Origin of the sequence: Eubacterium sp. MSJ-33, assembly GCF_022174665.1 — a bacterium.
Lineage (GTDB): Bacteria > Bacillota > Clostridia > Lachnospirales > Lachnospiraceae > Coprococcus_C.
In genome coordinates, this window is sequence record NZ_CP076562.1 from 2,189,913 (window position 1) to 2,202,262 (window position 12,350).

General features: G+C 46.7%; 8 protein-coding genes. 6 read left to right on the forward strand and 2 right to left on the reverse strand.

Annotation, left to right across the window (positions count from 1 at the left end; genetic code table 11):
* Positions 1-7: 7 nt before the first annotated feature.
* Both KP625_RS10235 and KP625_RS10240 read right to left on the reverse strand, forming a co-directional pair.
* Complete coding sequence (locus KP625_RS10235) at positions 8-1,324, reverse strand: sensor histidine kinase (RefSeq protein WP_238297696.1); 1,317 nt, start codon at positions 1,322-1,324, stop codon at positions 8-10.
* Positions 1,321-2,064 carry a LytR/AlgR family response regulator transcription factor gene (locus KP625_RS10240; protein ID WP_238297698.1) on the reverse strand — a complete coding sequence of 248 codons (744 nt, stop codon included), beginning with the start codon at positions 2,062-2,064 and terminating at the stop codon, positions 1,321-1,323. Before KP625_RS10240 ends, KP625_RS10235 begins: the two co-directional genes overlap by 4 nt.
* A 229-nt stretch (positions 2,065-2,293) precedes the next feature.
* Here KP625_RS10240 and KP625_RS10245 point away from each other — a divergent pair, with 229 nt between their 5' ends.
* From KP625_RS10245 to cbiT, 6 genes are all read left to right on the forward strand, one after another.
* Positions 2,294-4,933: a hypothetical protein gene (locus KP625_RS10245; RefSeq protein WP_238297699.1), complete on the forward strand. Its 2,640-nt coding sequence runs from the start codon at positions 2,294-2,296 to the stop codon at positions 4,931-4,933.
* 364 nt (positions 4,934-5,297) lie between these two features.
* Complete coding sequence (gene cbiD / locus KP625_RS10250) at positions 5,298-6,500, forward strand: cobalt-precorrin-5B (C(1))-methyltransferase CbiD (RefSeq protein ID WP_238297701.1); 1,203 nt, start codon at positions 5,298-5,300, stop codon at positions 6,498-6,500.
* A 110-nt stretch (positions 6,501-6,610) separates the two neighbouring features.
* Positions 6,611-8,476 (forward strand): precorrin-4 C(11)-methyltransferase, encoded by a 1,866-nt coding sequence (gene cobM, locus KP625_RS13685; protein WP_370641353.1) that lies wholly within the window; start codon positions 6,611-6,613, stop codon positions 8,474-8,476.
* 674 nt (positions 8,477-9,150) lie between these two features.
* Entirely contained in the window at positions 9,151-9,903 is a 753-nt protein-coding gene (gene cobJ, locus KP625_RS10265; protein ID WP_238297703.1) for a precorrin-3B C(17)-methyltransferase, read from the forward strand.
* Entirely contained in the window at positions 9,900-10,859 is a 960-nt protein-coding gene (locus KP625_RS10270; RefSeq protein WP_238297704.1) for a precorrin-6A/cobalt-precorrin-6A reductase, read from the forward strand. The genes cobJ and KP625_RS10270 overlap by 4 nt, the downstream gene beginning before the upstream one ends.
* A 111-nt stretch (positions 10,860-10,970) precedes the next feature.
* Positions 10,971-12,344, forward strand: a complete 1,374-nt coding sequence (gene cbiT, locus KP625_RS10275) for a precorrin-6Y C5,15-methyltransferase (decarboxylating) subunit CbiT (RefSeq protein WP_238297705.1) — start codon at positions 10,971-10,973, stop codon at positions 12,342-12,344.
* Positions 12,345-12,350: the final 6 nt, after the last annotated feature.

A 12,350-nucleotide genomic window follows, 5' to 3' on the forward strand; every position in this document is an offset into this window, starting at 1 on the left:
TTGTTTCTTATAGTTTTAACATGATATTTGAGATAAATTCATGATTCTCAGTGTAAAAATTAGAGGAACCCTGATATTTTTCCGTGGTCGCCTGAATCGAAGTCAGGCCAATGCCGCTCTTTTTCTCTTTTGTGGATATATATTTTCCGTTTCTCTTATACACTTCGCCTGAAAAACTATTTACCATTGTAACATACAGAAAACCGGGTGTGTCAAGATCTGCGGACAGGCGGATGAAGCGGGAGCCTGCTTTTGCTTTACGGCAGGCGGTAATGGCATTATCCAGAAGATTGCCGAAGATCAGGCACAGGTCAATATCCGAAATCGCTATCTCCTTTGGAATAACAACCTGCAGCTTTGTCCGGATGTCATAGCTTCTGGCGATATCCATATAATAATGAATCGTTGCGTTGACCACGGGGTTTTCGCAATATGTCGCAGGTGCCTGTACATTCGATATCTCGGAAGAATAGTTGGAGATGTATTCCTGTAATTTCTCATACTGGCCGGTCTGGGAAAGTTCGTTCAATACTGCAATCGTATGCTTGAAATCATGCCGGATACGGCGTGTCTCATCTAGATATGCCTGCATTTTCTCATACTGGTCTGCCTGAAGCTGGTACATCAGGGCGGTGGAATCTGCTTCAATCTTCCGGGAGGTCGTGACGGCGATGATGTACAACAGGGACTGGAACAACATGAAGAACAGGAACAGCACACCTTCGATCACCATTGCAATCTGAAAAACTCTGCCGACCCGAATGTTGTTGTAATCGATCGGGATCATGTAGATGTTGCAGAAGGTGATAACGGCGGGCATCAGCCATGCGATCCGCCAGAAGGAAGGGGCGTTGAAGTTCTCGAAGAGCCATCGGAATTTCTTGCGCATGGCAAGCAGGAAACCCATTGTGACTAGGCTGACTGCGTACTGCAGAATAAGCCCCGGGATGGAGTTGTCGTCGATGTTGGAATCCGGAACAAGCTGTGCGATGACATAGTAGTTCAGGATACAGCCGAAGGAAAGCGCAGCGGTTGTGCATACAAACATATACAGAAGCTTCAACTTTTCCAGCCGCACCATCAGAAAATATGCAATCAGACAGATGCCGAGCAGAGGGAAGAAAAAGATATTTGTATAGTGGCTTCCATCAGAATCAAACCATGCAAGCAAAAAACAGACTGCAATCATGCATGGCAGAAGGACAGGATATAATCTCCGTTGTGGGACAATCAGCCAATCTGCGACAGGCATGAGACATAAGAAGACTCCGGGAAAAATGACGCCGTATTCTGCCGCCCGGTAACATAGATTCATAAAATTCATGCAATCCCTCCTTTGGTCAAAGCTTTTGTGCGACGATCAAATTGATGTGAAATATATGCCTGTGAGATAGCGGATGCATTCTTCCTGTGAATTGTAAAAATCGTTCCATCCGACATCGTACAAGTAGTGCCCTGCATTTGCAGTACATAATCCAGATTCACCAACACACCCCGATTGATCGTCAGGAAACGGGAATCTTTTGTGAGAATTGATTCTGCTTCCCGAAAAGGCATACGGCAACGGAGTACCTCGTGTCCATGAATCATGAGGTAGTTAGAGGCGGATGTCATATATTGGATATCGGAATATAAGACCGGAACGGTGTTGCGGTCGATAGAAAGCAAGAATGTCTGTGTGTCCGTATCGGGTTCCTGTGTAACAGACAGTTCATCAAAAAGTCGTGAAATCATGTCTTGGGTCACCGGTTTTTCAAGGTAGTCAAAGGCGTGCACACGAAAGGCATCCGCGCGATGTTCCGGGCTGCTTGTCAGGAAGATGATTGGTGTGTGTGGAGTTATCTGACGAAATGCCGCAGCCATATCAATGCCGGTTCCATCCTGCAGATAGATGTCGAAAATTACAAATGAATAGGAAATCTGTGAGCAGGTGGCAAGAAATTCGGCGCAGGAGGTATAGCAGTCACAGGAGATGGCTGCATCGTGGATACGGCCATATTCTAATATCGTGTCATAAAGTGTCTGTAATTCGGTTTGATTATCATCAACGATTGCCAGATGCATAGTGTTCCTCCCCTACTATCGTTTCTGTTATTGATTCCGGTTTGTTGTTATAAGTGCAAATTTAAGCATATTTTAGCACAGATTTATACAGGATGCTATGGCATGCAATAACATTTCATCCCAAAAAAGTGCATTTCATCCCAGATGGGTTGACGAAACATACAAGGCATGATAAACAAATAGAATGAAAAAAATGTAAAGAGGATATAAAGAGGAAAGGGAGAGAGGTATGAAGAAGAAAATCACGATTGCTCTGGTTATGATATTTGCTGTGCTGGCATACATCACATGCGCTTCACAGGTATTGGATGCAAATGCAGAGGGTATGTCTGTAACCATGGGAGGAAAAACGCTTGAAACCGGATACTATTGGTATGTGGGGAATCAGCTGCAGGATGTTTCACAGACTGCACCCGATGCTACGGTTATACCAGATTATATACACTATGATGCTTCGACGGGAATCATGACGGTGTATGGAAATTTTTATACTGAAGATATGTCAGGGATTCGGATTGACGGTGGCACACTTATTCTGAGTGGTGCAGGAGATCTGACAATTGTTTCGAATGTCGATGGAACTGCGGCGATTACAGGTGCTAATGGTGCAGGAATCAGAACTGAGGGCTTTTCCGGCGAAATCAATATTGGCACAACGGGGAATGCTAGCGCGATTTACGGATTAACAACGGTAGCTCTTGAGACAACTTCTGCCAACGGAATAGTGATTATGACAAGTCAATTATCCGGTGTATTTATAGATGCGGAAAATGTTTCGTTAAAAGGACCAGACATCACATTTAATTCCCAGACGGCCAGCTTATCAGGTATAATTAGGGCAACGGGAGATATCAGCCTTGTGAGTGATGAAGATATTAGTATAGTTAATGACTGTTCCGGTGCAATGTTTACGGGCAGTAATGTAACACTCGAGAGCACAGCCGGGGAAATTAACCTAAAAAATACGACGTCAGGTATTGCAACCGGTAATCTGACGATGAGTGCAGCGGGAAATATTAATATTGAAGCAAAGGATGCTGTTGCAAATGGGAATTTGAATATTACTAAAGGGTGGGATGTTGATATTATATCGAATCATGCTGTGACAGTCGGGGGAAATATAAGCATCAATCATGTAATGTATACGGAAATTCAATCTGGAACAAATTCTGTATGTGGTGGCGATGCGACAATTTACAGCGGAAAGAATATGCAGCTTACAGGAAACGGAGATTATCCGGTCGTAGCAGGTGCATTAACCGTGAATCCGGATGCGGAGGCAAATATAGTATTACGGATAAACAGTGGCTCGGAGAAGTATTCGTCGCCGTTTGTGGGGACATATCCTGCTGAGGGGATGGTAAGATTTATGGAGTCTGATAGTTCACAAGCAAATATTTTTGCGGTGTTCACCTATATAGATGGCGTGAAATATGATATGAATTCATTGACTTGTGAGCATCCGTTCGTTTATTATGGTGGTACATGCATGATATGTGCAGAACCAAATGTACCAATTGCGAAGCTTACGAAAAGTAATGGTAGTGAAGTAGACTATACATCCTTACCAGCCGCAGTTACCGCTGCGGAAAACGGTGAAACCGTGACGCTGCTGCATAATTGTGATGCAAGAGTAATAACATTGAATCATTATACCGAGTTATCCAATAAAAAAATAATCATTGATCTGGGTGGACACAAACTGCAGATACAAGAGATTGATACAGAATGTGCACTTACGATACAGAACGGAACCTTTTACGGAAGTATTAATCATGGAGCAAATGATGGTAAACTCCGTTTGAAGAATCTGAAAGGGGAAATTAAGGATTTACAGTGGATGCCTAAGGAGGGGGTATGGCTTGAGAATAGCCAGTTAAGCACATCCGGAAATCAGTTTTTTGTTGAAAAATTAAGCCTAGATGAGAACTCTGTGCTGAGCATCAAAAATACAGGAATTACCAATTACGGAACTGTGCGCTTTAGTAATGTAGAAGATGCGCTTGGTGGAATTAAGGAATTTTTGCCTTATGGATATCAGCTCGCACAAAAAAAACCATCTCCGAATGCCGCGGATACCTATAATACAGTTGTGGATGAAAATGGAGAGCTTGCAATGAATATATTGCTCAAGTACAAGCGGCTGACCGATCCGGAAGCTGTGATTACAGTGGATACATCTTCGGTTGTATATGATGGAACGAGCAAGGTGCCTGCTGTGACTGTAAGCTATGATGGTGTAGTGCTTGCGGCCAATAGAAATTATAGAGTAACGTATAATAACAACGTGAATGTTGGAACTGCCACGATACATATTGAGGGAATCGGAGTATATCATGACAGTGTGGATAAGACCTTTGTGATAGGTAAGGCAAATCAGGCGGCACCGACCGGACTGGTACCGACCGCTGAAACAATTGATGGAAAGAATGATGGAAAAATCGCAAATCTTTCATTGAAGATGGAATACAGCGTGGATAATCGCACATGGATTGACGCGAATACGGAGGTATTGACAAATCTTCCGGATGGAGATTACTATGTGCGCTTCAAGGAGACAGCAAATTACTATGCATCGCCATCTACCAAGGTAGTTGTTGCAAAGGGTGCGACGCCATCCACAACAGGCGAACAGACAACGACAGAAAATCAGACGACAGGTGAGCAGGCAACCACACAGCAGACATTCGTGGAACAGCCGGATGGAGCAACTACACAGGCAGGTGCCCCGAAGACAACAGAGACAAGCAAGAAAACGGATAAAACGGTTTCCACCGGAGATGCATATCCGATAGCGATTATGATTACGCTTATGCTTGGCGCAGGTGTCGGTATCACGGGTATGATCCGAAGAAGAAAAGAAAAATAGTTAATTGTGTAATTCACATGGGAGCAGGATGAAAGTCCTGCTCTTTTTTTGGAAGTAAATCATGTGGTATAGTGAAGTGGGCACGAAATAAAATATAAGGCCGGAAAAACCCATGCGGTGGGTGTAGGAGAAAGAAAGTAAGCAGAAAAACCCAGATTGGAAACGCGAGGTGGAGAAATGTGGCGGGGAGTGGGCGCGGAAGAGAATATAAGACCGGAAAAACCCATGCGGTGGGTGTAGGAGAAAGAAAGTAAGCAGAAAAAACCAGATTGGAAATAGAGGTGCATAGCGGGAACGGAAATAAATTTACAATTTCCGTATGAAATGGTATAAATAAAGAAGATTTTACAGATTGGAAATGCGTATGGAAGAATATGTGATTAAAAATCAAAAAAAGCTCCGGCTGGGCATCACGACCGGAACGTGTAGTGCAGCGGCGGCACAGGCAGCGGCGATGCAGCTTTTGCTTGATGTAGAAAGCCATACGGTAACCTTGCGCACACCAAAGGGGATGACGGTTTCCGTTCCGGTGTATCTGCTTGAATCAGACAGCCGGAAGGCGAGCTATAAGGTAGTAAAGGATAGTGGTGATGATCCGGATGTGACGAATGGTACAGATGTGTGCGTGACAGTGGAGTTTGTGAAGCAGCGTGTGTGTGAGCAAAAAGATGGAAGCCAAGACAGGTCCTGTGCATTTACCAGCGAATCATTTCCGTATCTGACGCTGGATGGAGGAATCGGAATCGGGCGTGTCACGAAAGAAGGCTTGGAGCAGGCAGTCGGGCAGGCGGCAATTAATCGTGTGCCGCGGCAGATGATATTTGCGGCGGTTGGCGATGTATGCGAGAAAGCAAATGTTTGTGAGCCATTGCACATCACGGTATGGATGCCGGAAGGAGAGACTCTGGCGAAGCGTACATTTAACTCGAAGCTTGGTATCAAGGGTGGACTTTCGGTACTTGGAACAAGCGGAATCTTAGAGCCGATGAGCGAGCAGGCGATTGTGGCGACAATCGAGACAGAAATCCGACAGTTACATGCAGTTGGTGAAGAGAAAGTGTTAGTGACACCCGGAAACTACGGACAGGCATACGCTTCCGAATATCTAGGGCTGGATCTTGCAAAAAGTGTCAAGTCGAGCAATTTTATCGGCGATACGATCGACCTTGCAATCTCGTATGGCATGAAAGATTTCCTGTTGGTTGGAAATATCGGAAAACTGGTAAAACTGGCGGCAGGCATCTTTAACACACATTCTAAGGTGGCAGATGGACGAGGAGAAATCTTTGCGGTGCATGCGGCGATGGCAGGTGCAGGAGCGGATGTGGTACAGGAAATTTATAACTGTATCAATACTGACCGGATGTTGGATGTTGTGGAACGAGAAGGCTTGCGGGAAGCGGTAATGCAGAGTATCCTTGCTGCAATTGCGAAGCATGTCGCTGGCAGGGTCGGCGATGCGATGCGAGTTGGCGTCGTTGTATTTTCGGAGAAGTACGGATATCTGGGGCAGACCAAGGACGCAGCAACAGTGTTGGAAGTATTTCATAGGAAGCTGCAGATGTGAGGCAGATTACTGGATGTAGAACACAGGATGAGAAATGTGTGTGGGTGCGACGGGTGAAAAATCGTTGTGCAAAAACAGAATAGATTATAATATATAAAGGAAGAAGATAAATGGTACATTTCGTAGGAGCGGGACCCGGCGCGTGTGATCTGATTACCGTGCGGGGCATGAATCGAATCAAGGAAGCGGATGTGATCATCTATGCAGGTTCGCTTGTAAATCCGGAGTTGCTTTCGTATGCGAAGGCAGATTGCGAAATTTACAATAGCGCGCATATGACGCTTGAAGATGTCGTGTCTGTAATGCGGGAAGCAGAGGCGGCAGGCAAAGGAACAGTTCGTCTGCATACGGGTGATCCGTCAGTGTATGGTGCAATCCGCGAGCAGATGGATCTGTTGGATGAATGTGGAATCGCCTATGATGTGTGTCCGGGGGTGAGTGCGGTGTTCGGTGCCGCGGCGTCGCTGGCGTGTGAGTATACGCTGCCGGATGTGACGCAGACCTTGATTCTGACAAGAGCAGAAGGGAAAACCCCTGTCCCAGAGAAGGAAAATCTGCGAAGTCTGGCTGCACACCGAGCCAGTCTGGTGTTGTATCTGTCGTCCGGGCTTGCAAGAAAGGTGCGGCAGGATTTGCTGCTTGGTGGATATGCGGAGGACACGCCGGTTGCCGTTGTGTATAAGGCAACCTGGCCGGAAGAGAAGATTATCCGCACGACACTGGCTAAGCTTCCGGAAGATATGGAAGCCGCAAGGATTACAAAGACGGCACTCATTATCGTATCTCCGGCACTTGGAAGTGTCTATGAGAAATCCCGGCTTTATGACGCGGCATTTACAACAGAGTATCGCGGCGCAACGGAGATTGCATTTCCGGCAGGAATCCGCCGGGTACTGCTTATTACATGCAGTGTGCGCGGGTATGCGACGATGCAGAAGATGGCGAAGAAGCTGGAAAATATTCCCGGTGCAGATATTATTACGAAGGTAAAATGTGAGGCGCTTCCGGAGGTCTCAATGAAAGGGACAGTCAAGGCGTGTGTTGATGCGTATTTTGAGCAGGTGGATGCCATTGTGTTCGTGACAGCAAGCGGAATTGCGGTGCGGAGTGTGGCGGAGCATCTGGCACATAAATCCAAAGATCCGGCAATCGTATGCATGGATGAGTTGGGAAAGCATGTGATATCGCTGGTGAGTGGGCATGCGGGTGGCGCAAATGCGCTCACGCAGATGCTGGCGGATGTGATGTGGGCAACACCGGTTATCACGACGGCAACGGATGTGGAAGGCAGGTTCTCCGTTGATGATTATGCGCGGAAACATAATTTAGTAGTGACCGATTGGGCGAAGGCAAAGGCAATCAGCGCGGAGGTGCTGGCGGCCGGGGCGGAGCCTGTGCGGGTGGATGAAGCCAAGGTTTTGCAGGAAGAAGAGAAGAATGCATGCGAGAATGGAATAGATGTTCAAAGATTGCAGATAGGTTCGCATCAGGTTGTTATAACCCCACAAGATGTTTCCGTGGATGCGCAAACGTTACAGCTTATTCCACGTTGTATTGTAGCTGGAGTCGGTTGTAAGAAAGGGACATCGGTGGATAAAATTGAGCATGCGGTGCAGGATGCATTTGCGAAAGCAGGTTTGCGGATGGAAGCATTATGTGCGGTGGCAAGCATTGATTTGAAGAAGAATGAAGTTGGTTTGCTTGAATTCTGCGAGATACGGAAAGTGCCGTTTAAGACATACGCAGCAGAAGAATTGCGGGCGGTGCCGGGGATATATTCGGCATCGGAATTTGTGTCTGGTGTGACCGGCGTGGATAATGTCTGTGAGCGTAGTGCAGTGAAGTATGCAAGTGAGCATGCCACGAATCTGGGTGAGCCGTTACTAGGCAGGCAGGCAAAGCATGGAGAACTGTTGCTCCGTAAGCAAGCGCATGGGGGCGTGACGGTAGCACTGGTGTATGTGTGTAGCGAGTAAAAAACAAGCAGAAAAACCCACGAAGTGTGTTTGAAAGCCGAGAAACAGGCGAAAAAACCCAAAACCGGAAGCTGAACCGGGAAAGTGGAGAGCAATCTGTGTGTAGCGAGTGAAAAACAAGCAGAAAAACCCACGAAGTGTGTTTGAAAGCCGAGAAACAGGCGAAAAAACCCAAAACCGGAAGCAGAACCGGGAAAGTGGAGAGCAATCTGTGTGTAGCGAGTGAAAAACAAGCGAAAAAACCCACGAAGTGTGTTTGAAAGCCGAGAAATAGCCGAAAAAACCCAAAACCGGAAGCAGAACCGGGAAAGTGGAGAGCAATCTGTGTGTAGCGAGTAAAAAACAAGCAGAAAAACCCACGAAGTGTGTTTGAAAGCCGAGAAACAGGCGAAAAAACCCAAAACCGGAAGCTGAACCGGGAAAGTGGGGAGCAATCTGTGTGTAGCGAGTGAAAAACAAGCAGAAAAACCCACGAAGTGTGTTTGAAAGCCGAGAAACAGGCGAAAAAACCCAAAACCGGAAGCTGAACCGGGAAAGTGGAGAGCAATCTGTGTGTAGCGAGTGAAAAACAAGCGAAAAAACCCACGAAGTGTGTTAGAAAGCCGAAAAATAAGTGAAAAAACCCAAAACCGGAAGCTGAAACACAGAAATAAAGCGGAATAGCGGAGAGAAATATGAGCGTAGAGAGTAAGAAAGAATTATATATTGTCGGGCTCGGCCCCGGCGCTAGGCAGAAGATGACGCAGGAAGCAATTGACGTCGTGGAAGCATGCGAAGTGATTGCGGGATACAAGGTATACATAGAACTTCTGAAACCGTATTATCCAGACAAGGAATATCTGGTGAATGGTATGAGGCAGGAAGTAGAAAGATGCCGGTTGGCGCTGGAAACCGCAGCGGGTGGGAAGAAGACAGCGCTTGTGTGCAGTGGTGATGCAGGCGTGTATGGCATGGCAGGAATCACGCTGGAGCTGGCAGCAGAATTTCCGGAGGTGGATGTACATGTGATCCCCGGCGTGACAGCAGCATTGTCTGGTGCGGCGTTGCTTGGGGCACCGCTCGGACATGATTTTGCAGTAATTAGTCTGAGTGATCTGCTGACACCGTGGGAGCTGATCGAGCATCGTCTTGCGGCAGCGGCTGAGGGAGATTTCGCAATCTGTCTGTACAATCCTTCCAGTCACAAACGGCATGATTACTTGCAGAAAGCATGTCAGATTCTGCTACAGAAAAAAACCGGGGAGACAATCTGTGGAATCGCACGGAATATCGGGCGAGATGGAGAAGAACAGCAAATCCTGACATTGAATGAGCTGGCAGAAACGCAGGTTGATATGTTCACGACAGTATTTGTCGGTAATTCCCGGACACGAAAAGTCGGTGATGCGATGGTGACACCACGCGGATATAGAAGAGATAACGAATGAAAGTAGTCATATTTGGTGGTACAACGGAGGGGCGGCAGCTCGCCGGGTATCTGATACAATTAAACAAGCAGCAAAAAATGCAAAAAATACAAGTCCATGTCTGCGTAGCATCGGAGTATGGTGCACAGGTGCTGCCGGAGGATGACGCACTCAAAGTGCATGTCGGACGGCTGGAGCAGGCAGATATGCAGGAATTTCTGCAGGAAGTACAGGCAGATATCTGTGTGGATGCGACACATCCGTATGCAGTGATTGTGACACAGAATATCTATCAGGCTTGTAAGGTGGTGGGCGTCCCATATGTCCGCGTGCGGCGGGAAATGCAGGAAGAACCGGAGAATACAGATCCAGTCATGCAGGAAGAACCAGGGAATACAGATCCGGCCATGCAGGAAGAACCGGGGAATACAGATCCGGCCATGCAGGAAGAACCGGGGAATACAGATCCGGCTATGCGGATGAGCGGCGCATATATCGGAGGCGCAGACGGGAAACGGTATACCGATGAAACATCGAACAGCATTTATGTCAAAGATACACAGGCGGCGGTAGACTATCTAAAGGGTGTGACAGGAAATATTCTGATCACAACAGGCAGTAAGGAGCTTCATTTGTATACGCAGATCCCGGACTATGAATCACGCTGTACGGCGCGTGTGCTTCCGACCCGGTCGGTGGTAGAGGCATGTACGGAGCTGGGATTTACCGGGAAACATCTCATTTGCATGCAGGGACCATTTGATCTGGAGATGAATCTGGCAACCTTGCGTTATGCAGATGCGGATTTTCTGGTGACAAAGGCAAGCGGGAAGAATGGCGGTTACGATGAAAAATGTGAGGCTGCGCTTGCTATGGGCGTGCATCTGGTTGTGATCGGGTGTCCGAAGGAACAGGTAGAACCGGTGATGTCTCTTGTACAGGCAGAGGTATTTCTGCGGGACAATATAGAAATGTAATGGAAACAAAATGCTTGGGACATAGAGTATGCGATGGGAATTTTCGGATAGAAAATAAACGACAGAATATTAGTCATCTGGTACAATATGAAGCAGAAAGGGGTATAAAATATGGAGAATAACCAAACAACAATCGTATATTTGATTGGTATGGGACCGGGAAATGTAGATTGCCTGACCAAGGAGGCGGAGCAGGCGTTATCACAGGCAACGGTCTGCATCGGAGCTCCCCGTATATGCCAGATTTTGGAAAAATTAAAGACAGCCGGGGGAATATGCAAGAAAGATCAAATAGTTTATGATGCTTACAAGGAAGATGAAGTCGTAGCATTGCTTGAAAAACATGCAGGAGAGACGGTTGCAGTATTATTTTCCGGAGACATCGGATTTTATTCGGGGGCAAAGAAGCTCTCGCTGGTGTTGCGGAGTGCTTCGAGGAAAGACCCTAGTATGTCACAGGACATGACTGGAACAACCGAGCAGATCAATGCTGGGGAAATAAGCTATGAGCTTCATTATATTTCGGGACTTTCATCCATTCCGTATTTATTTGATAAGATAGGCCAAACATGGGAAGATGCAGAGATGGTCAGCAATCATGGTATCATCGCAAATATTCCGGCGAAGGTGCTGCATCATGCAAAGGTTGGCACGCTTCTTGGCGGGGAAGATCAGGTGGCGGAAATCTGTACGAGGTTGACAGAAGTCGGATTGGGAGATATCCGGGTAATTGTTGGAGAGCGATTGTCCTATGAGGATGAAAAAATCACGATGAAGTACGCTAAAGGTCTGTGTGAAAAAAACTTTGATAAGCTGACAACTGCGATATTTTTAAATGATCATCCGGAATTAAGATACGTATCCCCCGGAATCCCGGACGACGCGTTTATTCGTGGAAATGTACCAATGACGAAGGAAGAAGTGCGGACGGTTGTCATCTCGAAACTTGGAATCTACCAAGGCATAGGGCGGAAAAAATATGATCCCAATAGTGGACAATTCCGAGTAGATAATCTGGGGGCGGTTGTTTACGATGTAGGTGCAGGAACAGGGTCAGTGTCAATCGAAATGGCGCTTCTGATGGAGCAGGGATCCGTTTATGCAATCGAGAAAAATCCAGAGGCAGTAGAGCTTTTGTATGCAAACCGGGCAAAGTTTCATGCGGGAAATATGGAGATTGTTGCAGGAGAAGCAACGCAAGTGATCCCGTCACTTCCTGCGCCGACACATGTATTTATCGGTGGAAGCAGTGGAAATCTGCTTGAAATTGTAAATATGATTTATGCAAAAAATCCGAATGCGTGCATTGTTGTGACGGCGGTTACAATGGAGACACAGAATGAATTGCTTACAATATCGGAAGTTGTGAAGAAGCAAGGAAAGACATTTAATATGGTACAGTTGGCTGTGACGCGCAGCCGGGAGGTTGGTGCATATCACATGCTGCAGGCAGAAAATCCGGTGTGGATTGCGTCATTTTGGTAAACGGGG

Bases quoted from the DNA above. Each gene is read 5' to 3' on its own strand.
- KP625_RS10235 (WP_238297696.1), bottom strand. From the start codon at position 1,324: ATGAATTTTATGAATCTATGTTACCGGGCGGCAGAATACGGCGTCATT.
- cobM (WP_370641353.1), top strand. From the start codon at position 6,611: ATGGTACATTTCGTAGGAGCGGGACCCGGCGCGTGTGATCTGATTACC.
- cobJ (WP_238297703.1), top strand. From the start codon at position 9,151: ATGAGCGTAGAGAGTAAGAAAGAATTATATATTGTCGGGCTCGGCCCC.
- KP625_RS10245 (WP_238297699.1), top strand. From the start codon at position 2,294: ATGAAGAAGAAAATCACGATTGCTCTGGTTATGATATTTGCTGTGCTG.
- KP625_RS10270 (WP_238297704.1), top strand. From the start codon at position 9,900: ATGAAAGTAGTCATATTTGGTGGTACAACGGAGGGGCGGCAGCTCGCC.
- cbiD (WP_238297701.1), top strand. From the start codon at position 5,298: ATGGAAGAATATGTGATTAAAAATCAAAAAAAGCTCCGGCTGGGCATC.
- KP625_RS10240 (WP_238297698.1), bottom strand. From the start codon at position 2,064: ATGCATCTGGCAATCGTTGATGATAATCAAACCGAATTACAGACACTT.
- cbiT (WP_238297705.1), top strand. From the start codon at position 10,971: ATGGAGAATAACCAAACAACAATCGTATATTTGATTGGTATGGGACCG.